Raw genomic sequence first — 24,598 nt, forward strand, 5'->3', positions numbered from 1 at the left:
CCGGTCGGTCCTGCGCGGACCGTTTCGACAGCCTTTGTCCAGCCGCTCAGGCACGGGCTGTTGCGGCGAGATTCACGGGATCAATGAGAGCGCTTGGCGTATTTGCGCACGCGGGTGGACCTGCTACTTTCCGGGCAGTCCCGCAGCGCGGGCCAGACACATTCAGGGCAAATGAGGACAACAACAATGCAACCTGATTTCTGGAGCGACAAACGCCCTGCCGGCGTACCGGACCAGATCGACCTGGCGGCCTACCGTTCCGTGGTCGAGGTGTTCGAGCGTTCCTGCAAGAAATTCGCCGACCGCCCGGCCTTCCACAACCTGGGCGTGACCCTGACCTACGCCGAGCTGGACCGCCTGTCCGCCGCCTTCGCCGCCTACCTGCAGAAGCACACGGACCTCAAGCCCGGCGACCGCATCGCCGTGCAGATGCCCAACGTCCTGCAGTACCCCATCGCCGTGTTCGGCGCCCTGCGCGCCGGCCTGGTGGTGGTCAACACCAACCCCCTCTACACCGCCCGCGAGATGCGCCACCAGTTCAAGGACGCCGGCGTGCGGGCCCTGGTGTACATCAACCTGTTCGGCAAGCTGGTGCAGGAAGTGCTGCCCGACACCGAGATCGAGCACCTGATCGAGGCGCGCATGGGTGACATGCTGCCCAGCCTCAAGGGCTGGCTGGTCAACACCGTGGTGAAGAAGGTCAAGAAGATGGTGCCGGATTACCACCTGCCCCAGGCCGTCTCCTTCAAGGACGCCCTGCGCCAGGGCCGGGGCCATGGCCTCAAGCCGGTCAGCGTCGGCCTGGAAGACCTCGCCGTGCTGCAGTACACCGGCGGCACCACGGGTGTGGCCAAGGGCGCGATGCTCACCCACGGCAACCTCGTGGCCAACATGCAGCAGGTCAACGCCTGCCTGTCGCAGCTGGGGCCGGATGGCCAGCCGCTGATGAAGCAGGGCCAGGAGATCATGATCGCGCCGCTGCCGCTCTATCACATCTACGCCTTCACCGCGAACTGCATGTGCATGATGGTCAACGGCAACCTCAACGTGCTGATCACCAACCCGCGCGACATCCCCGGCTTCGTCAAGGAACTGAAGAAGTGGCGCTTCTCCGCGCTGCTGGGCCTCAACACGCTGTTCGTCGCGTTGATGGACAACCCCGACTTCAAGGACCTGGACTTCTCCAACCTCAAGGTCACCAACTCCGGCGGCACCGCCCTGGTCAAGGCCACCGCCGAGCGCTGGCAGGCCGTCACCGGCTGCACCGTGGTGGAGGGCTACGGCCTCACCGAGACCTCCCCGGTGGCCAGCGCCAACCCCTACGGCGCCCAGGCCCGCCTGGGCACCGTCGGCATCCCGGTGCCCGGCACCGCCTTCAAGGTGATCGACGACGACGGTAACGAGCTGCCCCTGGGCGAGCGCGGCGAGCTGTGCATCCAGGGCCCGCAGGTGATGAAGGGCTACTGGAACCGCCCCGAAGCCACCGCCGAGGTGCTGGACGCCGAGGGCTGGCTGAAGACCGGCGACATCGCCGTAATCGACCCGGACGGCTACGTGCGCATCGTCGACCGCAAGAAGGACCTGATCATCGTCTCCGGCTTCAACGTCTACCCCAACGAGATCGAGGACGTGGTCATGGCCCACCCGAAGGTGGCCAGCTGCGCCGCCATCGGCGTGCCCGACGAGAAGTCCGGCGAGGCGGTGAAGCTGTTCGTCGTCCCCCGCGAGGGTGGCGTTTCCGTCGAGGAGCTGAAGGCCTACTGCAAGGAAAACTTCACCGGCTACAAGGTGCCCAAGCACATCGTCCTCAAGGACGCCCTGCCCATGACGCCGGTCGGCAAGATCCTCCGTCGCGAGCTGCGCGACATCGCCTGATCCACCCCCTTCGACCCTCGCACCTGCCGCCCGGCAGTGTGCGAGGGTTCACAAACCGCCCTGGGACGCGCTTTCTACGCCAGTTAGGTGGTTTGCTCTAAAGGTGACTGATTGGTTTTATCTGGTCATTTTTTTGACTGGAAAGGGTCTATTTGGCTCTGGTCGCCTTTTTTCAAAGCTGATAATCTCGGCGCGCTTTTCGCCCTGGGAAGGGCCTGAAACCGCACAGACCACAAAAAACAACTGCCTCGTGCAGTGAAGATCAGCTGTTGCTCAGGAGTGGGCTTTCCATGACCGATAACTTCTGGACGGACAAGTATCCAGCAGGCGTTCCTGCGGAAATCAATGCCGACGCTTACCCCAACATTCAGGCGGTATTGAAAGAGTCCTGCCAACGCTTTGCCGACAAGCCCGCATTCAGCAACCTGGGCAAGACCCTCACCTACGGTGAGCTCTACGCACTCTCCGGTGCCTTCGCCGCCTACCTGCAGAACCACACCGACCTGCAGCCCGGCGACCGTATCGCCGTGCAACTGCCCAACGTCCTGCAGTACCCCGTCGTGGTCTTCGGCGCCCTGCGCGCCGGCCTGGTGGTGGTGAACACCAACCCGCTGTACACCGCGCGGGAGATGGAGCACCAGTTCAACGACTCCGGCGCCAAGGCCCTGGTGTGCCTGGCCAACATGGCCCACCTGGCCGAGAGCGTGCTGCCCAAGACCGGCATCCGCCATGTGGTGGTGACCGAAGTGGGCGACCTGCTGCCGCCGCTCAAGCGCCTGCTGGTGAACAGCGTCATCAAGTACGTGAAGAAGATGGTGCCGGCTTTCCACCTGCCCCAGGCCGTCAAGCTCAACCACGCACTGGCCAAGGGCCAGGGCAAGGCCGTGCGCGAAGCCTCGCCGGCCGCTAACGACGTTGCCGTGCTGCAGTACACCGGCGGCACCACCGGCGTGGCCAAGGGCGCGATGCTCACCCATCGCAACCTCATCGCCAACATGCTGCAGTGCAAGGCGCTGATGGGCGCCAACCTCAATGAAGGGTGCGAGGTGCTCATCACCCCGCTGCCGCTCTATCACATCTACGCCTTCACCTTCCATTGCATGGCGATGATGCTGACCGGCAACCACAACATCCTGATCAGCAACCCGCGCGACCTGCCAGCGATGGTCAAGGAACTGGGCAACTGGAAGTTCACCGGCTTCGTCGGCCTCAACACCCTGTTCGTTGCCCTGTGCAACAACGAGGACTTCCGCAAGCTCGACTTCTCCGCCCTCAAGCTCACCCTGTCCGGCGGCATGGCCCTGCAACTGGCTGCGGCCGAGCGCTGGAAAGAGGTCACCGGCTGCGCCATCTGCGAAGGTTTCGGCATGACCGAGACCAGCCCCGTGGTGTCGGTGAACCCGTTCCAGAGCATCCAGATCGGCACCATCGGCATCCCGGTCCCCTCGACCCAGTGCAAGGTGGTGGACGACGAGGGCAACGACCTCGCCATCGGCGCCATCGGCGAGCTGTGCGTCAAGGGCCCGCAGGTGATGAAGGGCTACTGGCAGCGCCAGGACGCCACCGACGAGATCCTCTCGGCGGACGGCTGGCTGAAGACCGGCGACATCGGCCTGATCCAGGAAGACGGCTACATGCGCATCGTCGACCGCAAGAAGGACATGATCCTGGTCTCCGGTTTCAACGTGTACCCGAACGAGCTGGAAGACGTGCTCGCCACCCTGCCGGGCGTCCTGCAATGCGCCGCCATCGGCATCCCGGACGAGAAGTCCGGCGAGGCGATCAAGGTCTTCGTGGTGGTCAAGCCGGGTGCCAGCCTGACCAAGGACGAGGTGATGCAGCACATGCGCGCCAACGTCACCGGCTACAAGGTCCCGCGCTCCGTCGAGTTCCGCGACAGCCTGCCGACCACCAACGTCGGCAAGATCCTGCGCCGTGAACTGCGTGACCAGGAACTGAAGAAGCTCAAGGGCTGACCCGTCCCGGCATGAACGAGCCCCGCACCTGCGGGGCTTTTTCTTTGCCTCGCCCGATGCAGTCACCCCCGGCAGGCGTAGCCCGGGCTTCAGCCCGGGAGCGCCCCGTGCCTCCAGCCGCTTCGCCAGCTCTACCGAACGGTATGACCTCCCGTCACCCCCGCCCGTTGCCAGCATTGCGACAGCGGTGGATTCGCATAACCTGCGCCGGTCCGCGGGCCCGTGGCCCGCACCGTTATGCTTCCTGGGGGACCTCCATGCGTATGAACGTGCGTCGAATCCTCCTGGCCTGGATGCTGGGAGTTGTCGTCGTCGGCCCGAGCGTGGCCGCTGAAAACCCGTCCGCGAAACCGGTGATCGGTTCCGCCTCGCCACAGGCCGTGCCGGGCCGCCCGCTCAGCGTGCTGTTCGTGGGCAACAGCTACACCTTCTACAACGACCTGCCGCGCATGGTCCGGCAGATGTCGCTCGACGCCGCCCAGCCGCGCCCGCTGGACGTGCGCGACATCACCTTCGGCGGCGCCAGCCTGGAGGCCCACTGGAACCGTGGCGTGGTGCAGCAGGTGCTGGCCAGCCAGCACTGGGACTACGTGGTGATCCAGGACTTCAGCACCATGCCGGTGGACAACCCCGAGAAGACCCGCACCTACGTGCGCCTGATGGCCGCCGAGGCACGCAAGGCCGGCGCCCAGCCGATCCTCTACCTGACCTGGGCGCGCCAGGCGAACCCGGCCATGCAGGCGCAGCTCGATGCCGTCTACACCGGCCTGGCCAACGAGACCCACGCGCTGCTGGCCCCGGTCGGGCAGGCCTGGAAGCAGGCCCTGGCGGCCACCCCGCAACCGCACCTGTTCATCGAGGACGGCAGCCACCCGAGCTACAGCGGCAGCTACCTGACCGCCTCGGTGTTCTATTCGCTGATCTACGGCGTGCAGCCGCCGGCACCGTCGTCCGAGCAGGCCGCGCGCCTGGACCACGACAGCAGCAGCGCCCTGCAGGGCTTCGCCTGGAATTCCCTGCAGGCCCAGGACCTGGCCCTGCGCACCGTACCGGCCGAGCTGCGCACCCTGCCGATCACCGCCACCCGCTGACCCGCTCCACCCCGCGCCGCCGAGCCATCGGCGCGCGGGCGCTTCCCGATGCGGTGCGGGGGCGGAATCTGCGACAATCGCGCCTTTGCCACGATTGCCCAGCGCCTGATGACCGACATCGCCTCCCTGCACAAGAACCTCGACCACGCCCTGATCGCCGACCGCCATCGCCTGCGCCGCCAGCTCCACGAGCTGCACAAGAAGCCGGACGAGGCGAAGCTCGCCCAGTGGCTGGAACGCTTCCAGGCTTCCTGCGCCAAGGTCGAGGCCCGTCGCGCCAGCGTGCCGCGCATGCGCTACGACGACGCCCTGCCCATCGCCGCCAAGCGTGACGAGATCAAGGCCGCGCTGGAGAAGCACCAGGTGCTGGTGATCGCCGGCGAAACCGGCTCGGGCAAGACCACCCAGCTGCCGAAGATCTGCCTGGAGATCGGCCGCGGCACCCACGGCCTGATCGGCCACACCCAGCCGCGCCGGCTGGCCGCGCGCAGCGTGGCGACCCGCGTGGCCGAGGAGATCGGCACGCCCCTGGGCGAACTGGTGGGCTACCAGGTGCGCTTCGAGGACCAGTCCAACGAGCGCAGCCTGATCAAGCTGATGACCGACGGCATCCTCCTGGCCGAGACCCAGCACGACCGCCTGCTCGAGCGCTACGACACGATCATCGTCGACGAGGCCCACGAGCGGAGCCTCAACATCGACTTCCTCCTGGGCTACCTGAAGACGCTGCTGCCACGGCGCCCGGACCTGAAGCTGATCATCACCTCGGCGACCATCGACCTGGAGCGCTTTTCCAAGCACTTCGGCGATGCGCCCATCGTCGAAGTCTCCGGCCGCACCTACCCGGTGGAGACCTGGTACCGGCCCCTGGCCGCTGAGGTGGACGAGAACGGCGAGCCGCTGTTCGACGACCTGTCGGTGGACCAGGGCATCCTCCGCGCCCTGGACGAGATCGCCGACCACGAGCGCGCCGAAGGCAAGCGCCCGGGCGACGTGCTGGTGTTCCTCCCCGGCGAGCGCGAGATCCGCGACGCCGCCGAGGTGCTGCGCAAGGCCAACCTGCGCCACACCGAGGTGCTGCCGCTCTATGCACGGCTGACCCCGGCCGAGCAGCAGAAGATCTTCGCGCCCATGCCGGGCCGCAAGATCGTCCTCGCCACCAACGTCGCCGAAACCTCGCTGACGGTGCCCGGCATCCGCTACGTGATCGACAGCGGCACCGCGCGCATCAGCCGCTACAGCTACCGCGCCAAGGTCCAGCGCCTGCCCATCGAGGCCGTGTCCCAGGCCAGTGCCAACCAGCGCAAGGGCCGTTGCGGCCGGGTCGAGCCGGGCATCTGCGTGCGCCTGTACAGCGAGGAGGACTTCCTCGGCCGCCCCGAGTTCACCGACCCGGAGATCCTGCGCACCAACCTGGCGGCGGTGATCCTGCAGATGCTCCACCTGCGCCTGGGCGACATCGCCGACTTCCCCTTCATCGAGCCGCCGGACGGCAAGGCGGTGAGCGACGGCTTCACCCTGCTGCAGGAACTCTCGGCGGTGAACCGCGAGGGCCAGCTCACGCCCCTGGGCCGCCAGCTGGCACGCCTGCCGGTGGACCCGCGCCTGGGCCGCATGCTGTTGGAGGCCGCCCACCAGGGCAGCCTCGACGAGGTGCTGCTGATCACCAGCGCGCTCTCGGTGCAGGACCCGCGCGAACGGCCGATGGATCGCCAGCAGGCCGCCGACCAGGCCCACGCGCAGTGGAAGGACGCCGATTCCGACTTCGCCGCGCTGGTCAACCTCTGGCGCGGCTTCGAGGAGCAGCGCCAGGCACTGGGCTCCAACGCCCTGCGCACCTGGTGCCGCAAGAACTTCCTCAACTACATGCGCCTGCGCGAGTGGCGCGATGCCCACCGCCAGCTGACGCTGATCTGCCGCGAACTCAAGCTGACCCTCAACAAGGAGCCGGCGGACTACCCGCGCGTGCACAAGGCGCTGCTCTCCGGCCTGCTCAGCCAGATCGGCCAGAAGAGCGAGGACGGCGACTACCTCGGCGCCCGCCAGCGGCGTTTCTGGATCCACCCCTCCACCGTGATCGCCAAGAAGCGCCCGCAGTGGATCATGGCCGCCGAACTGGTGGAGACCACCAAGCTGTTCGCACGCATGGTCGCCAAGATCGACCCCGACTGGCTGGAACCCCTGGCTGGCCACCTGGTGAAGAAGAACCACCTGGAGCCGCACTGGAAGAAGCGCCGTGGCCAGGTCGTGGCCTACGAGCAGGTCACCCTCTACGGGCTGATCGTGGTCGGCCGCCGCCCGGTGCACTACGGCCCCATCGACCCGCCGGTGGCGCGCGAGCTGTTCATCCGCGAGGGCCTGGTGCGCGGCGAGATCCACAGCCGCGCCAAGTGCCTGGCCGCCAACCGCCAGTTGCTGGAACGGCTCGACGAGCTGGAGGCCAAGGCCCGCCGCCGCGACATCCTCGCCGACGAGGAAACCCTCTTCGGCTACTACGCCGCGCGCCTGCCCGAGGACATCTACCAGACCGCCAGCTTCGAGAAGTGGTACGAGCGCGAGCGGGCGAAGAACCCCGAGCTGCTGATCATGCGCGAGGAGGACGTGCTGGCCCGCGAAGCCAGCGAAGTCACCGCCGCGCAGTACCCGGACACCCTGCGCATCGGCGAGCTGCAACTGCCGCTGGACTACCACTTCGAACCCGGCCACCCGCGTGACGGCGTGACCCTGCGGGTGCCCGCGCCCCTGCTGCCGCAGCTGCCCGCCGAGCGCCTCGACTGGCTGGTGCCCGGCCTGCTGGAAGCCAAATGCGTGGCCCTGGTGCGCAACCTGCCCAAGGCCATCCGCAAGAACTTCGTGCCGGTGCCGGATTTCGTGAAGGCCGCGCTGGCCAAGCTGGCCTTCGCCCAGGGTTCGCTGCCCGAGGCGCTGGGCCGCGAACTGCAGCGCATGACCGGCGCCCGCGTGCCCGAGGAGGCCTGGGCGGAAGCCGCCGGCCTGCTGGAGCACCACCTGAAGATGAACATCGAGGTGGTGGACGCGCGCGGCAAATTCCTCGGCGAAGGCCGCGACCTGGCCGAGCTGATCGCGCGCTTCGCCGAGGCCAGCCAGGCCGCCCTGGCCATCCCGCAGAAGCAGGGCGAGCAGCGCCCGGTGGAAGCCAAGGGCTTCGCCCAGGTGGCGGAGAAGACCCAGCAGAAGGTCGCCGGCCTGTCCATGACCGTCTACCCGGCGCTGGTGGAGGAGGGCGGCAGCGTCAAGGAAAGCCGCTTCCCCACCCAGGCCGAGGCCGACTGGCAACACCGCCGCGCCCTCCAACGCCTGCTGCTGCAACAACTGGCCGAGCCGGCCAAGTACCTGCGCGGCAAGCTGCCGGGCCTGACCGAGCTGGGCCTGCTGTACCGCGACATGGGCCGGGTCGACGCGCTGGTGGAGGACATCCTCCTGGCCAGCCTCGACAGCTGCATCCTCGACGGCGAAGCCAGCCTGCCCCGCGATGGCGCGGCCCTGGCCTCGCTGGCGGAGAAGAAGCGCGGTGCCTGGGCCGAGCACGCCGAACGCCTGGCCCGCCTGACCCTGGACATCCTCAAGCTCTGGCATGGTCTGCAGAAGCGCTTCAAGGGCCGCATCGACCTGGCCCAGGCGGTGGCGCTCAACGACATCAAGGCGCAGCTGGGCAACCTGGTGTACCCCGGTTTCGTCCGCGAGACCCCGGCCGAGTGGCTGAAGGAAGTGCCGCGCTACCTCAAGGCCATCGAGCAGCGCTTCGACAAGATCGGCGCACAGCTGCAGCGTGACCGCGTCTGGTCCGGCGAGCTGGCCGGCTATTGGGAGCAGTACCAGGCGCGCCTGGCCAAGCATGCCCAGGAAGGCAAGCGCGACCCCGAGCTGGTGCTGTACCGCTGGATGCTGGAGGAGTACCGCGTGTCCCTCTTCGCCCAGCAGCTGGGGACGAAGATGCCGGTCTCCGACAAGCGTCTCAACAAGCAGTGGACCCAGGTGGAGGGTTGATCCGTGAGTGATGTGCTGTTCGAAATCCGCCCCATGAGCCCCGAGCTGTACCGCGAGAAGACCCGGCGCATCGCCATCGGCATCGCCGTGCTGTTCATCGCCCTGGCCATGCTGTTCGCCACCGCCAGCGTGCAGCTGTTCGGCACCCCCGGTGGCGACAACTTCCGCTGGAACCTGGCCGGCGTGCTGGCCGGGCTGGCGGTGACCGTGGCCCTGGTGCGCCTGCAGTTCTGGCCGCGCCCGTTCATGGCGCCGGCGGTCTATGGCTGGGGGCTCAAGCGCAGCCTGATGCGCGTCACCAACCTGATGCACCGGGTCAAGGCCGGCGTTGCCGTGAACGACCCGGCGGCGATGAAGCTGCTGCGCTTCTACCACCTGGGCGTGACCCAGATGCACCAGCTGGACGGCAACACCTCCGACCTCAGCCAGATGGTCCGCGAGATCGATGCGCACCGCGAGGCGATGCTGGCCCTGGGGCTCGACCCGGAGCAGGGGCGCCTGGAGCGCGACTGGCTGGACGCGGTCAAGCGCTTCGGCTGAACCCGGTCGCATCGGACAAGGACGACCCCATGCCTTCCACCCTCGAACTCGTCGCCGACCTGGTGAACCTGATCGCCGTGCTGCTGGCGGCGCGCAACAGCGTGCACACCTGGTCCAGCGGCATCCTCGGCTGCGTGCTGTTCGGCTGGTTGTTCTTCGAGTCCCAGCTGTACGCCGACGTCACCCTGCAGGGCTTCTTCATCATCACCAGCGCCCTGGGCTGGTGGGCCTGGTTGCGTGGCAACGCCGGCACCCAGTTGCCGGTGAGCCGCACCGCGCCAGGCACGCTGGCGTGGATGGCGGCCCTGGCGGTGGTGGTGGCGTTGGCCTATGGAGCGCTGCTGCACCACTTCACCGATGCCTACGCACCGCTGGTGGATTCCCTTGTGCTGACCTTCAGCGTGCTGGCGCAACTGTTGCTGATGCGCCGGCGCCTGGAGAACTGGTACGCCTGGCTGCTGGTGAACACCCTGGCGGTGCCGCTCTACGCCTCCCGCGAGCTGTACCTCACCGCCGGGCTCTACACGCTGTTCTGGTGCAACGCCTGGTACGGCCTGTACCGCTGGCGCCGTGAGCTGCGCGAAGCTGCCGCGCCCCTGGCCGGGCAGGAGCCGGCCTGAGATGAACACCACCTTTCGCACCGGCCTGGTGGTGGGCAAGCTCTCGCCGCTTCACCTGGGCCATGAGCGACTGATTCGCGCGGCCCGGGGGCAATGCGAGCGGCTGTTGCTGCTCTGCTGGTCCCTGCCCGAGCTGCCGGGGTGCGATGCCGGGCGCCGTGAGCGCTGGCTGCGCCTGCGCTTCCCGGAGTTGCAGGCCGAGGTGGTCACCCCGGCCCGCATCCGAGCCTGGCGGGATGAGGGCAAGCGCCTGCCCGACCTGCCCCACAACGACGCCCCCGAGTTCGAGCCGCGCCAGTTCGTCGCCGAGTTCTGCCAGGCGGTGTTCGGCACCACGGTGGACGCGGTGTTCACCAGCGAGGGCTATGGCGAGGGGTTCGCCGCGCACCTGGCGGGTGTCTTCGGGCACCCGGTGCGACACGTCTGCGTCGACCCGCAGCGCCTCGCCGTGCCCGTCTCCGGCACCCGCCTGCGGGCCGACCCCCACGGGTTGCGGGACTTCCTCGCCCCCGAGGTGCACGCCGACTTCGTCGAGCGCATCGTCCTGCTTGGCGGCGAATCCACCGGCAAGAGCAGCCTCGCCATCGCCCTGGCCGCCGCGCTCGACGCGCCTTGCGTGGCCGAGTTCGGCCGCGAGCACTGGGTGGCGAAGGACGGCCAGCTGGAGTACGACGACCTGCTGCACATCGGGCGTACCCAGGTGGCGCGGGAAGACCAGGCGGCACTCACGGCCGGGCGCTACCTGGTCTGCGACACCTCGGCGCTGACCACGCTGTTCTACAGCCACGCGATGTTCGGCCGCGCCGAGGCCGAGCTGGCCACCCTGGCCGAACGCCCCTACGCGCATACCTTCCTCTGCGCCGACGACTTCCCCTTCGTGCAGGACGGCACCCGCCAGGACGAAACCTTCCGCCGCCGCCAGCAGGCCTGGTACCGCGCCGGACTGCAGCGCCGGGGCTGGCCCTTCCTTGTACTCACCGGCCCGCTGGAGGCGCGGGTGAAGCAGGTGCTGGATGCCCTGCGCGGTGGTTCCCCGGGCTGAAGCCCGGGCTACGGGGCGGCGAGCTACGTGGTGAGGGTGGTGGCGCCGTGCTATACAGCCCGGCAGGACTCCCGAGAGTGAACGACCATGGCCAGGCAGAACGGCAGCAGTACCGTCCCGGCAGTGCCTTCCGGCAAGCACGGGCACAGCCGCTTCGTCTGGCGGGCCCTGTTGCCTCGTGCCCTGGGGCTGCCCGTTGGCGCCTTGTGCCTTGCCCTGCCGCTGTGGGAGTTGCACCGACCGGCGTGGGTCTGGGTGCTGCTTGCGCTGTTCTCCTTCGCCTGGCCCTGGGTGGCCCTGGCGTTGAGCCGGAGCTACCAGGACCCGGTGCGCAACGAGCGTCGGCACATCCTGTTCGACTCCTTCGCCGGCACTTTCTGGATCGCCACCGCCGGCTTCAGCCCGCTTGCCACCTGCGTGGCTTTCGCCATGCTGCAGGCGAACAACGTCGCCGCCGGCGGCATCCGCTTCGTGGCACAAGGCCTGCTGGCACAGCTGGCCGGCGTGGGGGCGGGCATCCTGGTGTTCGGCTTCACCTTCCACAGCCCCATCACCCTGCAGCACCTGTTGCTGTGCCTGCCGATGATGCTGCTGCACCCCTGGTGATCGGCGCCACCCTCTATGACCTGGCCCAGAGCGTGGCGCGCAGCCGCAAGGCGCTGCGCACCCTGAGCCAGACCGACAGCCTCACCGGCCTCTACAACCGCCGCCACTGGACCGAGCAGGCCCAGCAGGAATTCCTCCGCTGCCAACGGGGTGGCCAGCCCGCCTGCCTGGCGCTGGTGGACCTGGATCACTTCAAGGCCGTCAACGACACCCGTGGCCACCTGGCCGGCGACGAGTTGCTGGAGCGCCTGGGCCGGGGCTTGCGCGAGACCCTGCGGGACACCGACCTGTGCGGGCGCTATGGCGGCGACGAGTTCTGCGTGCTGCTGCCGATGACCCAGGAGGAGGGCGCCCGGGTGCTGCTGGAGCGCCTGCGCGAGAAGATCGCCCGCGAGGAAGGCGATGTGGGGCTGAGCATCGGCCTGGCCGCCTTCGACGGGCGCATGGCGTCGGTGGAGGACTGGATCCGCGCAGCGGACCAGGCGCTCTACCGGGCCAAGTCCCAGGGGCGCAACCGGGTGGTGGTGCTGGAGCGCACGGGGTGACGCCAGCGCGGCGCCGGGGGTTCAACTCCGGCGCCGCAGCGGGTAAGGTGCGCGGCTGACCAGTCGGCATATGGAGCGCCACGATGAGCCTTCACGGTACCTACGATCCGCAGAACATCTTTGCCCAGATCATCCGGGGCGATGCCCCGTGCTACAGGCTCTACGAAGACGACGACGTGCTCGCCTTCCTCGACCTGTTCCCGCAGTCCTACGGCCATGCCCTGGTGATCCCCAAGCGCTCGGCGGCGCGCAACCTGCTGGACGTGGACCCGGAGGCGCTGGCCAAGGTCATGGCCGTGGTGCAGCGGCTGTCCCGCGTGATCACCGAGGAGCTGAAGCCGGCCGGTGTCCAGGTGGCCCAGTTCAACGGCGCCCCGGCCGGGCAGACCGTGTTCCACCTGCACTTCCACATCATTCCCCGCTACGAGGGTGAAGGCCTGGGCATCCACGCCAGCCAGAAGGCCGACCCCGCCGTGCTGGAAGCGCTCCAGGCGCGCATCAGCCGCCATCTGTAAGGCCTGCCGCCCTCGCGTTGCGAGGGCATCCTGGCCGAAATTCCATGCATTTTGGCCACATGAACGCCGACGTTGAAGCGTATCGCTGTGTCTTCCAGGTGCTCTCGAGCTTCTACGCAAAAAGGGTGACTTGTAAGTCTCTTCTGATTGACGCTTGCCTGTTTTCCTACGGCCGCTGGCCCTCCCGCAGGATTGCGCCGGTGGTCTGCCGTTGCGCTCCGGCAGGCGCCAGAAGGGCCCGTGCTGTGGCAAACTTCGCCGCCAGCAAGCGCCTCGCCCGTTATCCTGCGTGGGCCGTGCCCAGCCCGGGGCACGGATGACTTGCCAACCCGTTCCACCCACCATCCCGCTGCCCGGAGATGGCCCAATTTCAGACGCCGGGCGCGCCCTGTCGGCCGGCGAACCAACTGCCTAACCGGCTGTGCCCGTCACAGCCCCGCAATGAGAGGATCGACCGTGCACAACGTCGTGATCAGTGGCACCGGCCTTTACACCCCGTCCAACAGCATCTCCAACGAAGAACTCGTGGCTTCCTTCAACGCCTATGTGCAGACCTTCAACGCCGATAACGCCGCTGCCATCGAGCGCGGCGAGATGGAGGCGCTGGCCGAGTCCAGCGTGGCGTTCATCGAGAAGGCCTCGGGCATCAAGAGCCGCTTCGTGGTGGACAAGGCCGGCATCCTCGATCCGCAGCGCATGGTGCCGCGCATCCCCGAACGCTCCAACGACGAGTGGGGCATCCTCTGCGAGATGGCCGTGGGCGCGGCCCGCGAGGCCCTGGAGCGTGCCGGCCGTACCGCTGCCGATATCGACGGCGTGATCGTCGCCTGCTCCAACCTGCAGCGCGCCTACCCGGCAGTGGCCGTCGAGGTCCAGGCTGCACTGGGCATCCAGGGCTACGGCTACGACATGAACGTCGCCTGCTCCTCCGCCACCTTCGGCATCCAGGCGGCCGTGACTGCGATCCAGACCGGCCAGGCCCGCGCCATCCTCATGGTCAACCCGGAGATCTGCACCGGCCACCTGAACTTCCGTGACCGCGACAGCCACTTCATCTTCGGCGACGCCGCCACCGCCGTGATCCTGGAGCGTGCCGACAAGGCCACCTCCAAGCACCAGTTCGAAGTCGTCGGCACCAAGCTGCTGACCCAGTTCTCCAACAACATCCGCAACAACTACGGCTTCCTCAACCGCGCGGCGGAAGAGGGCATCGGCGCCCGCGACAAGCTGTTCGTGCAGGAAGGCCGCAAGGTGTTCAAGGACGTCTGCCCGATGGTGGCCGAGCTGATCGCCGCGCACCTGCAGGAGAACGACATCGACGTCACCCAGGTGAAGCGCTTCTGGCTGCACCAGGCCAACCTGAACATGAACCTGCTGATCGCCCGCAAGCTGCTGGGCCGTGACGCCGAGCCCCAGGAAGCGCCGGTGATCCTCGACACCTACGCCAACACTAGCTCCGCCGGTTCGGTCATTGCCTTCCACAAGCACCAGGACGACCTGCCCAGCGGCAGCCTCGGCGTGCTCAGCTCCTTCGGCGCCGGTTACTCCATCGGCAGCGTGATCCTGCGCAAGCGCTGATGCCCCTCCCTGCGGACGCCGAACTGCTGCCCCGCCTGCGCGCGGGGGAGCCTTCGGCGTTCCGCCAGCTCATCGCCGCCCACCAGGGCGCGATGCGCGCGGTGGCCTATGCCATCGCCGGCCCCCGCCATGTCGAAGAAGTGGTCCAGGACGCCTGGCTGGCCGCCGTGCGCGCGCTCGACGGTTTCGAAAGCCGTTCCAGCCTCAAGACCTGGCTGCTCACCATCGCCGCCAACACCGCCCGTACCCGCGCCAGCCAGGCCCGGCGGGAGGTACTGCTGGATGACCTGCCAGCGCCCCATGGCAGCCTCGATGACGCCCGCTTCGCCCCTGACGGCCATTGGCTGCGCCCACCCAGCGCCTGGCACGAGGACTCCCCGGAAGCTCTGTTGCAGGCCGACGAGCTGCGCCAGTGCCTGGAGAAGACCCTGCTGAGCCTGTCCGACCTGCAGCGCAGCGTGTTGCTGCTGCACGAGCGCGAAGGGCTGGCGCCGGAGGCCATCTGTAATCTCCTGGACATTTCGCTCTCCAATATGCGCGTGCTGCTGCACCGCGCGCGCCTGAAGGTCTTCGCCACCCTGGAGCATTACGAGGAGACGGGCCAATGTTGAACTGCCGAGCGCTGGTGGCCTGCTCCAGCGACTACCTCGACGGCCGCCTCGGGCTGCTGGCGCGCCTCGACGTGCGCCGCCACCTGATGTTCTGCGCCGATTGCCGGCGCTTCATCCGCCAGCTGGCGGTGACCCGTGAGGTGGTGCGGCATCTGCCTGATGCGTCCCCGGGGGAAGTGGACGTACTGGCCCAGCGCCTGGCCGACGAGCGCCGCTCCCGGGGCTGACGCACCCTCGCCACCGTTCTGTCATCTTTCCCGCCGCTATGAACCTGTGCGCCCTGCTTGATGGCCGGCTGGAACCCGCGTGGGTGCTGGCTTTGAGCCTTATTTCCCATCGGACTTAAAAAGTTCCGATGTCATAAAACATTTATCTAAAAGCAACTGAGCTGAAATAACCCCCCGCCAACATTCCCCACCAGCACGAACGAGCCCCGAGGGCTCGGGTGTTTTTCCAGCACTAAGACCAATTAGGGGAATCTTCGATGATCCGTAAGCACCTCGCCGGTATTGCCGCCAGCGCCATCGCCCTGGCCATTTCCGCCCAGGCCTTCGCAGGTACCGTGACCACCGACGGCACCGACATCGTTATCAAGACCAAGGGCGGCCTGGAAGTCGGCACCACCGACAAGGCGTTCAGCTTCAAGCTCGGCGGCCGTCTGCAAGCCGACTACGGCCGCTTCGATGGCCTGTACACCCGCAACGGCGACACCGGTGACGCGGCCTACTTCCGTCGTGCTTACCTGGAACTGTCCGGCGTGGCCTACACCGACTGGGCCTATGCCGTCGCATACGACTTCTCCGAGAACTCGGGTAACGGCAACAGCACCAGCAACGGCAGCAGCTCCCAGCCGAGCGGCAACTTCGACGAAGCCTCGATCAGCTACACCGGCTTCAACCCGATCACCATCCGCTTCGGTCGCTTCGACCCGGACTTCGGCTTGGAGAAAGCCACCAGCTCCAAGTGGGTGACCGCGCTCGAGCGCAGCGCCATGAACGAAGTGATCGACTGGGCCAACACCCACCAGGACGGCCTGGGCGTCCAGTTGCAGGCGCTGATCAGCAACTACGCCTACGTGTCCACCAGCCTGGCCAGCAAGGACGCCAACGACGACGAAGGCGACAGCGTCAAGCAGTTCAACGCCCGTGCCGTATTCGCGCCGATGGCCGAAGCCGGCAACGTGCTGCACTTCGGTGCCAACTTCGCCCGCCGCAACCTGGACGATGTGGCCGGTGCCGACGTTCGCTACCGCTCCCGCCTGGGCATGCGCGGCGTAGACACCAACGGCGGTAACTCCAGCGGCAACCTGGGTAACCGCGCTGTGCTGTCCGGTACCAACTCCGCCACGTCCTTCTGGGATGACGACTCCGCCTACGGCCTGGAAGCCGCCTACGCAACCGGCCCGTTCTCCCTGCAGGGCGAGTGGATGAAGCGTGAGACCAAATCCGCCGGTCCCCAGTCCGACCTCGAAGCCACCGGCTTCTACGTCCAGGCTGCCTACACCCTCACTGGCGAGGCTCGCGGCTACAAGATGGGCAAGTTCGACTCCATCAAACCGACCAACAAGCAGACCGGCGCCTGGGAAGTCTATTACCGCTACGACAGCATCTCGGCTGACAACGATGTCGCCGTCGCTGCCGCCGCCAACCAGACCTACCTGCGTGATGCCCAGGACACCAAGGCCAAGGTGCACAACCTCGGTGTGAACTGGTACGCCAACGAAGCGGTGAAGATCAGCGGCATGTACACCAAGGCCAAGACTGACCACTTCACCAACCGCAATGGCGACGACAGCGGCGACGGCTTCGTCATCCGCGCGCAATACGTGTTCTAAGCAACTCCGTTCATCCGCTCCTTCTTGGGCCCCGCTTCGGCGGGGCTTTTTTATGGCGCGGATTTTCGCGGTCGGAACCGCGTGCGCGACGCCTTGTGGGAGCGGCTTCACCCGCTCTGCACCAGGGCCGTCGGCAATTTCTCCACGGCGGGCTTTTTTTCGACTGCGCCCCGCGCCAGACTGCTCGCCATGCCTATCCAGACCCTCACCCGACTCTCCGACCTGGCGCCCGAGCACTGGGACGCCCTGCTGCCCGATGACCAGCCCTTCCTGCGCCATGCCTTCCTCTCGACCCTGGAGGACAGCGGCAGTGTGGGGGGACAGTCCGGCTGGTACCCGGCGCACCGGCTGCTGCTGGACGACCAGGGCCTCCTGCGCGCGGCGATGCCGGCCTATGTGAAGGTGCATTCCTACGGTGAGTATGTGTTCGACTGGTCCTGGGCCGATGCCTGCCATCGTGCCGGGATCGGCTACTACCCCAAGCTGCTGGGGGCCGTGCCGTTCTCCCCGGTCGGCGGCGCGCGCCTGCTGGCGGTGGACGCCAGCGCGGCGTCGGCGCTGCTGGAGGGGGTGACCGAAGCCCTCGACGCGGAGGACCTGTCGAGCCTGCATGTGAATTTCACCGATGCCCTCGCCGACGCGGTGCTGCGCGGGCGCGAGCACTGGCTGGAGCGCCTGGGCTGCCAGTACCACTGGCACAACCGGGGCTACCGGGACTTCCAGGACTTTCTCGATGCCTTCGCCTCGCGCAAGCGCAAGCAGGTGCGCAAGGAGCGTGAGCAGGTGGCGGGGCAGGGGATCGAGTTCCAGTGGCGCGAGGGGCACGAACTGCTGGAGGCGGACTGGGACTTCGTCTATGCCTGCTACGCCAATACCTATGCGGTGCGCGGGCAGACGCCGTACCTGACGCGCGCCTTCTTCAGCCTGTTGGCCGAGCGCATGCCCCAGGCCATTCGCGTGGTGTTCGCGGTGCAGGGCGGCCGGCCGGTGGCCATGGCGTTCTCGCTGGTGGATGGCAGCACCCTGTACGGGCGTTACTGGGGCTGCCTGGCGGAGTTCGACCGCCTGCATTTCGAGACCTGTTTCTACCAGGGCATCGAGTGGGCGATCCGCGCCGGGCTGTCGCGTTTCGACGCCGGCGCCCAGGGCGAACACAAGCTGATCCGGGGCTTCGAGCCGGTCGTGACCCGCTCCTGGCACCTGCTGCGCCACCCCGGCTTGCGCGCGGCAGTGGCGGACTTCCTGGCCCAGGAACGCCCCGCGATCCTCCGTTATGCCGAGGAGGCGCGGGGCCTGTTGCCCTATCGCCAGGGTTGAGCCTCAGCCGTTGCTGAGGGTGCTGCCGCCCCATTCCAGGTAGCGCATCTTGTGCACGTCGCCCTGGCTGTCCTCGTACACCATCACCACCGGCACCACGCCGGCACGGCTGCTGTTGTCGGTGCGGTAGAGCACTTTCTTCACGTCGACCTGCATCCCGTAGTGGTACTCCTCCACCGGGAGGCCGGCGCCGGGATCGCGGCTTTCGGCGGCGAACACGGTGGGGGCGAGGCTGGAGAGAACGGCGGTGACGGCGGCTGCGATTTTCATGACGGTCTTTCCTCGATCAGTGGGTGGCGCTCCGACCGAAGCCCGGGGCCTGTGGCGCGGCTTCGGTGGGTGCCGGGAACGGGGTCTATATGACCACCGCCCCTTTCATCGCGGAAATTGATGGTTCTTCTAGTCGAGATCATCGGGATTGATAGTCGACGCGATTCCCGGGTGGCCGCCGTGCGCGGTAATGGTGGATGGAAAGAGCGCGATTCATCGTTGCGGTGTGGCCGATGTGGCGGCGGGCTCAGACCGTTGCATGGATCGTCGCGATGCGCTTCGTGGCCTCAGTAGATCCTAAGGGCTGTGCCTGTGGCTGTTGCGGCATGGCCGATGTGGCGGGCGGGTTCCTCAAAACCGTTGCATTGATCGTCGCGATGCGCTTCGTGGCCTCAGCACATCCTACGGGCTGAGCCTGTGGCTGTTGCGGCATGGCCGATGTGTCGGTGGGCTCAGACCGTTGCGGTGTGGCCTGATGCGCTTCGTGGCCTCAGCGCATCCTACGGGCCGTACCTGTGGCCGTAGGATGGGCTGAGCTGTGCGAAGCCCATGGCGTTCGGCGGTGTTGGAACTCCAGCGGCTCAGTCGACGCCGACGAAGCCGCCGGTCTGGTGGCGCCACAGGCGGGCGTAGAGGCCGCCCTGGGCGAGCAGTTCGGCGTGGCTGCCGCTTTCCACCACGCGGCCCTGGTCGAGGACCACCAGGCGGTCCATGCGGGCGATGGTGGAGAGGCGGTGGGCGATGGCGATCACCGTCTTGCCGCGCATCAGGCTCTCCAGGCTTTCCTGAATGGCCGCTTCCACTTCCGAATCCAGCGCCGAGGTGGCCTCGTCGAGGATCAGCAGTGGTGCGTCCTTGAGCAGCACGCGGGCGATGGCGATGCGCTGGCGCTGGCCGCCGGAGAGCTTCACGCCGCGCTCGCCGACGTGGGCGTCCAGGCCGTGGCGGCCTTCGGCGTCGCTGAGCTGGGGGATGAAGCCGTCGGCGCGGGCCTTGCTCACCGCGTCCCAGAGCGCCGCATCATCCGCGTCCGGGCGGCCGTAGAGCAGGTTCTCGCGGATGGAGCGGTGCAGCAGCGAGGTGTCCTGGGTGACCATGCCGATCTGCGCGCGCAGGCTGTCCTGGGTCACCTGGGCGATGTCCTGGCCATCGATGAGGATGCGCCCGCCTTCCAGGTCGTAGAGGCGCAGCAGCAGGTTCACCAGGGTCGACTTGCCGGCGCCGGAAGGGCCCACCAGGCCGATCTTCTCGCCGGGGCGCACATGCAGGTCCAGGTGCTCGATCACCCCGCTGCCCTTGCCGTAGTGGAAGCGCACCGCCTCGAAGCGCACCTCGCCACGCTGCACCTGCAGGGGCTGGGCGTCGGGGGCGTCCACCACCTGGCGCGGCACGGCGATGGTCTGGATGCCGTCCTGCACCTGGCCGATGTTGTCGAAGATGCCGTTGACCACCCACATGATCCAGCCGGACATGTTGATGATGCGGATCACCAGCCCGGTGGCCAGGGCGATGGCGCCGGCGCTGATCAGGCCCTGGTTCCACAGCCACAGGGCGAGGCCGCAGGTGCTGACCACCAGGGCGCCGCCGAGCAGGGTGACGACGGTGTCCATGATGGTGACCACCCGCGCGGCCAGCTGGCTGCGCCAGGTCTGTTCGTCCAGCGCTTCGCGGGCGTAGCCCTCTTCGTCACGGGTGTGGGCGAACAGCTTGAGGGTGGTGATGTTGGTGTAGCCGTCGACGATGCGCCCCATCAGCCGCGAGCGGGCATCGGAGGACTCCACCGAGCGCTGCTTTACCCGGGGCACGAACCAGGCGATGGCGATGACGTAGGCGATGATCCAGGCCACCAGCGGCAGCATCAGCCGCCAGTCGGCCTCGGCGAACAGCACCAGGGAGCTGACGGCGTAGATCAGCACGTGCCAGAGGGCATCCACCGCCTGCACGGCGGAGTCCCGCAGGGAGTTGCCGGTCTGCATGATGCGCTGGGCGATGCGGCCGGCGAAGTCGTTCTGGAAGAAGCCGAGGCTCTGCTTGAGCACGTAGCGGTGGTTCTGCCAGCGGATCAGGTTGGTCAGGCTGGGGTTGATGCTCTGGTGCACCAGCAGGTCGTGCAGGGCGTTGAACAGCGGGCGCAGCAGCAGGGTCACCACCGCCATCCACAGCAGCTCGTGGCCGTGGGCGCTGAACAGTTCGCCGGCCGGGGTGGACTGCGCCAGGTCGACGATGCGCCCGAGGAAGCTGAACATCGCCACTTCGATCAGCGCCACGATCAGCCCCACCACCAGCAGGGCGGCGAACACCGGCCAGACCTGGCGCAGGTAGTGCAGGTAGAAGCGCAGCACGCTGCGTGGCGGGGTGTCGTCAGGGGCCGGTCGGAAGACGTCGATCAGGCGTTCGAAGCGGCGGAACATGGCGGGACCTCGACGAAGAACGGGGCCGGCTCCAGGGAGCCGGCCCCGTGTGCAGCGGCCCGCCGAGGCGGGCCGCGAGGGTCAGGAGCGCTTGGCGGAGAGGATCACCACCGGCTGCACAGGCACGTCCTGGTGCATGCCACGGCGACCGGTGGGGACGTTGGCGATCTGGTCGACCACGTCCATGCCGCGCACCACCTTGCCGAACACTGCGTAGCCGAAGCCACGGGCACCGTGGTCCAGCGCGGCGTTGTCGCGGTGGTTGATGAAGAACTGGCTGGTGGCCGAGTCGGTGGCCTGGGTGCGGGCCATGGCGATGGTGCCGCGCACGTTGTGCAGGCCGTTGTCGGCTTCGTTCTTGATCGGCGGGTTGGTGGACTTGTCCTGCATGTCGGCGGTCATGCCGCCGCCCTGGATCATGAAGCCGGGGATGACCCGGTGGAACACGGTGCCGTTGTAGAAGCCCGCGTCCACGTAGGCGAGGAAGTTCTTCACGGTGATCGGCGCCTTGGCTTCGTCCAGCTCCAGCTCGATCTCCCCGGCGGAGGTGTTGAGGGTGACGTGGGGGTTGCCGGCGGCCAGCAGGTGGGAGGCGAACAGCAGGGTGCAGGCCGCGAGGGCGAGTTTCTTCAGCATGTGGGGCGTTCCTTGTTGTGCTCGACCTCGTGGAGGAAGCCGAGGAGGGTGGTGTTGAAGCGTTGCGGTTGATCCAGCGGGGTGGCATGGCGGGATTGCTCGATCACCACCAGGCGGGCATCGGGCAATTCGCGGACGTAGGCCTCCTTTTGCGCCACCGGGGTGTAGTCCCGGTCGGCCGTCACCACCAGCGTAGGACAGGTGATGCGGGCCAGGCGTTCCCGCACGCCCCAGCCGATGATGGCGTCGAGGGCGGCGAGGTAGGCGCGCTTGTCGTTGCGCGGCCAGCGTTCTTCCACCTTGGCGCGCAGCTCGGCCTGCTCCGGCAGCGGGAACAGCAGGCGGCCCAGGGCCTTGGCGATGGTGTCCAGCCCCAGCAGGCGCGAGAGGGTCCAGCGCTTGGCCACCTCCAGGTAGTCGCGCGGGCTGCGGGGTTTCACTTCAGGTGCGCTGTTGACGATGGTCAGGCTGCGCAGCAGTTCGGGGCGGTCGACGCCGAGCTGGAAGCCGATCATCCCGCCCATGCTGATGCCCACCAGGTGCACCGGGGCCAGGCCCAGGTGCTCGATCAGCGCGGCGGCGTCGGCGGCGAAGCCGGCGATGCTGTAGCGCTCGCGGGGCTTGTCCGACTGGCCGTGGCCGCGCACGTCCATCAGCACCACCTGGTGGCGGGCGCTGAGGGCGGGGAGCTGGTACTCCCAGTCCAGGGTGCTGGAGCCGAGGCCGTGCACCAGCAGCACCGGGGTGCCCTGGCCGTGGATTTCGTAGTGCAGGCGACAGCCGTGATGGTCGAACCAGGGCATGGCGGGCTCCTCAGGCGCTGGGCATCGGCGCGGCGAAGGGGGCGTTGAGGGGCGTCGAGTCGAAGGTCTTGATCAGCTCGACGAGGATCTGCGAAGCCGGCCCCAGGGCCTTCTCCTTGCTCGCATAGAGGAAGAAGTTCGGGTGCCGGGTGGCGCCCTGGTCCAGCGGCAACGGCTTGAGCAGGCCGTCGGCCAGCTCCCGTTCGATGATGTGGCGCGGCAGCCAGGCGAAGCCCAGGCCGTTGCTGACGAAGTTGGCAGCGGTGGGCAGGCTGCCCACCGTCCAGCGCTGTTCGGCGCCCAGCCAGCCGACGTCGCGGGGCTGGGTGCGGCCGGAGTCGCGGATCACCACCTGCAGCTGGCTTTCCAGGTCCTGGAAGCTGAGGGTGCGGTTGAGCCGATGCAGCGGGTGGTCGGGGTGGGCCACGGCGACGAACTCCACGTTGCACAGTTCGGTACCCAGGTAGCCGGCCACGGTGAGGCTGGTGATGGCCAGGTCGGCGGTGCCCTCCAGCAGCACCTCCTCCACGCCGGACAGCACCTCCTCGCGCAGGCGCACCCGGCAGCCGCGGCTCTGCGGCATGAACGCGGCCAGTGCACGCAGCAGGCGGGCGGTGGGGTAGGCGGCGTCGACCACCAGGCGCACCTCGGCCTCCCAGCCCTGCTCCATGTGGTGGGCCAGCTCTTCCAGCTGGCTGGCGGCCTTGACCAGGTGGCGGGAGCGACGCAGCAGCACCTCGCCGGCTTCGGTGAGCACCGCCTTGCGCCCGTCGATGCGCAGCAGCGGCACGCCGAGCTGTTCCTGCATGCGTGCGATGGTGTAGCTCACCGAGGACTGGGAGCGGTGGGTGGCCTCCGCCGCCTGGGCGAAGCCGCCGTGGTCCACCACGGCCTGCAGGGTTCTCCATTGGTCCAGGGTGACCCGGGGCGCTTTCATGGCTGGCTCCTCACGTTGACCGGCGCCGATGACCTGGATCGGCGCTCTCCTGTAATCTGGCGGCCCACCGCAGCGGAGACCCCCGATGAAAACAACAATGCTCTGTACCCTGCTGGCCTGCCTGCCCGGCGTCGCCCTGGCCTACCCCATCGAGGTGGAGAAGCAGTACAACGGTGCCGAGATTTCCTACCAGACCAATGACATCGACCACAACATGGGCGCCATCACGGTCTACAACCTGGGCGGGACCCGCGCCGAATGCACCGCGCGCTTCGTCAACGGCCCGGAAACCCCTCGGGTGCGCCGCTCGGTGATCGCACCGGGGGAGAGCGTCTCGCTGACCGCCAAGTTCAACCGCAGCATCATCCGCCTGCGCGTCGGGCTGACCTGCAAGCCGGTTTGATTGCGCCGCCTCCTGGTCGATCAGGAGGCCTTTATAAATTAAAAACATCGATATTTAGTAGCGGATTTTTTCGCTTTTTTATCGAATTGTGTCCTCCTAAGCTGCGCTCCATCGAATCGCAACCGTTCTTGATGGAGCAGTCAGCATGTCCCGTGTCCTCATCGTCGAAAGCAGCGCCCGCCAACAGGGTTCCATCTCCCGCCAACTGACCGCTGAGTTCATCGCCCAATGGAAGGCCGCCCACCCGGCCGACGAGGTGGTGGTGCGCGACCTGGCCCAGGAAAGCGTGCCGCACCTGGACAGCGACCTGCTGGGCGGCTGGATGAAGCCGGCTGACCAGCAGAACGGCGCCGAGCGCGCGGCCCTGGCCCGCTCCAACCGACTCACCGAGGAACTGCTGGCCGCCGACGTGCTGGTGCTGGCGGCGCCGATGTACAACTTCGGCATCCCCAGCACCCTCAAGGCCTGGCTGGACCATGTGCTGCGCGCCGGGGTGACCTTCAAGTACACCGAGACCGGCCCCCAGGGCCTGCTCAGCGGCAAGCGCGCCTTCGTCCTCACCGCCCGTGGCGGCGTGTACGCCGGTGGTCCGCTGGACCACCAGGAGCCCTACCTGCGTCAGGCGCTGGCGTTCATCGGCATCCATGACGTCACCTTCATCCATGCCGAGGGCCTGAACATGGGCGCCGAGTTCCAGGAGAAGGGCATCGCCCAGGCCCGGGCGCAACTGGTCAGGGTTGCCTGACCGGCTTAAACCGATTGCTCCGTGCGTGATCCCGACGCACACACTCCGCCCGGCCCTTGGCCGGGCTTTTTTATGGGCGCTCGCTTCCCGTTGGAGCGCTCTGCTCGCGAAGCCGGTGAGGTGAGAGTGGGTGGCCGTAGGGTGGGCTTCAGCCCACCGCCCTGCTTCGCCGACTCGGTACCCGGTTGGTTTCCCAAGCGGGAGCCTGGTAGGCAGGTGCCGCTTTCAGGCCCGT

22 protein-coding genes are annotated in these 24,598 nt (G+C 67.6%); 17 read left to right on the plus strand and 5 right to left on the minus strand.

What is annotated here, in order from left to right:
- The first annotated feature begins 186 nt into the window (after positions 1–186).
- The 15 genes from fadD2 to RTK35_RS13205 all read left to right on the plus strand — a co-directional run bounded on the left by fadD2 (position 187) and on the right by RTK35_RS13205 (position 18,158).
- Positions 187–1,875: a long-chain-fatty-acid--CoA ligase FadD2 gene (gene fadD2 / locus RTK35_RS13135; RefSeq protein WP_044413450.1), complete on the plus strand. Its 1,689-nt coding sequence runs from the start codon at positions 187–189 to the stop codon at positions 1,873–1,875.
- 290 nt (positions 1,876–2,165) lie between these two features.
- Positions 2,166–3,851, plus strand: coding sequence for a long-chain-fatty-acid--CoA ligase FadD1 (gene fadD1 / locus RTK35_RS13140; protein ID WP_044413452.1), 1,686 nt, complete (start codon positions 2,166–2,168; stop codon positions 3,849–3,851).
- 263 nt (positions 3,852–4,114) lie between these two features.
- Complete coding sequence (locus RTK35_RS13145) at positions 4,115–4,942, plus strand: SGNH/GDSL hydrolase family protein (protein WP_316908191.1); 828 nt, start codon at positions 4,115–4,117, stop codon at positions 4,940–4,942.
- Positions 4,943–5,050: 108 nt separating this feature from the next.
- Positions 5,051–8,950: an ATP-dependent RNA helicase HrpA gene (hrpA, locus tag RTK35_RS13150; RefSeq protein WP_316908192.1), complete on the plus strand. Its 3,900-nt coding sequence runs from the start codon at positions 5,051–5,053 to the stop codon at positions 8,948–8,950.
- 15 nt (positions 8,951–8,965) lie between these two features.
- Positions 8,966–9,490, plus strand: a complete 525-nt coding sequence (locus RTK35_RS13155) for a DUF3087 domain-containing protein (protein ID WP_074969123.1) — start codon at positions 8,966–8,968, stop codon at positions 9,488–9,490.
- Positions 9,491–9,519: 29 nt separating this feature from the next.
- Positions 9,520–10,110: a nicotinamide riboside transporter PnuC gene (gene pnuC, locus RTK35_RS13160; protein ID WP_111260620.1), complete on the plus strand. Its 591-nt coding sequence runs from the start codon at positions 9,520–9,522 to the stop codon at positions 10,108–10,110.
- A gap of 1 nt (position 10,111) precedes the next feature.
- Positions 10,112–11,152: an AAA family ATPase gene (locus tag RTK35_RS13165; protein WP_316908193.1), complete on the plus strand. Its 1,041-nt coding sequence runs from the start codon at positions 10,112–10,114 to the stop codon at positions 11,150–11,152.
- Between the two features lie 87 nt (positions 11,153–11,239).
- Positions 11,240–11,758 carry an MASE2 domain-containing protein gene (locus RTK35_RS13170; RefSeq protein WP_316908194.1) on the plus strand — a complete coding sequence of 173 codons (519 nt, stop codon included), beginning with the start codon at positions 11,240–11,242 and terminating at the stop codon, positions 11,756–11,758.
- Positions 11,725–12,303, plus strand: coding sequence for a GGDEF domain-containing protein (locus RTK35_RS13175; protein WP_316908195.1), 579 nt, complete (start codon positions 11,725–11,727; stop codon positions 12,301–12,303). Before RTK35_RS13170 ends, RTK35_RS13175 begins: the two co-directional genes overlap by 34 nt.
- Before the next feature lie 83 nt (positions 12,304–12,386).
- Positions 12,387–12,818: an HIT family protein gene (locus tag RTK35_RS13180; RefSeq protein ID WP_044413468.1), complete on the plus strand. Its 432-nt coding sequence runs from the start codon at positions 12,387–12,389 to the stop codon at positions 12,816–12,818.
- A gap of 456 nt (positions 12,819–13,274) precedes the next feature.
- The gene (locus tag RTK35_RS13185) at positions 13,275–14,396 is read left to right on the plus strand and encodes a beta-ketoacyl-ACP synthase III (RefSeq protein WP_316908196.1); all 1,122 of its coding nucleotides are present in this window, start codon (positions 13,275–13,277) and stop codon (positions 14,394–14,396) included.
- The gene (locus RTK35_RS13190; protein WP_316908197.1) at positions 14,396–15,007 is read left to right on the plus strand and encodes an RNA polymerase sigma factor; all 612 of its coding nucleotides are present in this window, start codon (positions 14,396–14,398) and stop codon (positions 15,005–15,007) included. The genes RTK35_RS13185 and RTK35_RS13190 overlap by 1 nt, the downstream gene beginning before the upstream one ends.
- Positions 15,001–15,234: a zf-HC2 domain-containing protein gene (locus RTK35_RS13195; protein ID WP_182852087.1), complete on the plus strand. Its 234-nt coding sequence runs from the start codon at positions 15,001–15,003 to the stop codon at positions 15,232–15,234. The genes RTK35_RS13190 and RTK35_RS13195 overlap by 7 nt, the downstream gene beginning before the upstream one ends.
- A gap of 257 nt (positions 15,235–15,491) precedes the next feature.
- The gene (locus RTK35_RS13200) at positions 15,492–16,841 is read left to right on the plus strand and encodes an OprO/OprP family phosphate-selective porin (RefSeq protein ID WP_316908198.1); all 1,350 of its coding nucleotides are present in this window, start codon (positions 15,492–15,494) and stop codon (positions 16,839–16,841) included.
- A 189-nt stretch (positions 16,842–17,030) separates the two neighbouring features.
- The gene (locus tag RTK35_RS13205; protein ID WP_316908199.1) at positions 17,031–18,158 is read left to right on the plus strand and encodes a GNAT family N-acetyltransferase; all 1,128 of its coding nucleotides are present in this window, start codon (positions 17,031–17,033) and stop codon (positions 18,156–18,158) included.
- A gap of 3 nt (positions 18,159–18,161) precedes the next feature.
- On the opposite strand, the gene RTK35_RS13210 is transcribed toward RTK35_RS13205, so the two are convergent.
- The 5 genes from RTK35_RS13210 to RTK35_RS13230 all read right to left on the minus strand — a co-directional run bounded on the left by RTK35_RS13210 (position 18,162) and on the right by RTK35_RS13230 (position 23,215).
- Entirely contained in the window at positions 18,162–18,428 is a 267-nt protein-coding gene (locus RTK35_RS13210; protein WP_044413486.1) for a DUF2790 domain-containing protein, read from the minus strand.
- Positions 18,429–19,009: 581 nt separating this feature from the next.
- Entirely contained in the window at positions 19,010–20,839 is a 1,830-nt protein-coding gene (locus tag RTK35_RS13215) for an ABC transporter ATP-binding protein (protein ID WP_107328589.1), read from the minus strand.
- A gap of 81 nt (positions 20,840–20,920) precedes the next feature.
- Positions 20,921–21,475: a peptidylprolyl isomerase gene (locus tag RTK35_RS13220; protein ID WP_044413490.1), complete on the minus strand. Its 555-nt coding sequence runs from the start codon at positions 21,473–21,475 to the stop codon at positions 20,921–20,923.
- Complete coding sequence (locus RTK35_RS13225) at positions 21,469–22,278, minus strand: alpha/beta fold hydrolase (protein ID WP_074969103.1); 810 nt, start codon at positions 22,276–22,278, stop codon at positions 21,469–21,471. Before RTK35_RS13225 ends, RTK35_RS13220 begins: the two co-directional genes overlap by 7 nt.
- A gap of 10 nt (positions 22,279–22,288) precedes the next feature.
- Positions 22,289–23,215 (minus strand): LysR family transcriptional regulator, encoded by a 927-nt coding sequence (locus RTK35_RS13230; RefSeq protein ID WP_044413495.1) that lies wholly within the window; start codon positions 23,213–23,215, stop codon positions 22,289–22,291.
- Between the two features lie 85 nt (positions 23,216–23,300).
- On the opposite strand from RTK35_RS13230, the gene RTK35_RS13235 reads away from it, so the two are divergent.
- Positions 23,301–23,618 (plus strand): S-Ena type endospore appendage, encoded by a 318-nt coding sequence (locus tag RTK35_RS13235; protein WP_044413498.1) that lies wholly within the window; start codon positions 23,301–23,303, stop codon positions 23,616–23,618.
- A 145-nt stretch (positions 23,619–23,763) separates the two neighbouring features.
- Positions 23,764–24,363 carry an FMN-dependent NADH-azoreductase gene (locus RTK35_RS13240; protein ID WP_316908200.1) on the plus strand — a complete coding sequence of 200 codons (600 nt, stop codon included), beginning with the start codon at positions 23,764–23,766 and terminating at the stop codon, positions 24,361–24,363.
- Positions 24,364–24,598: the final 235 nt, after the last annotated feature.

The sequence above is a fragment of the Pseudomonas sp. zfem003 genome (assembly GCF_032621675.1).
Classification (GTDB): Bacteria; Pseudomonadota; Gammaproteobacteria; order Pseudomonadales; family Pseudomonadaceae; genus Metapseudomonas; species Metapseudomonas otitidis.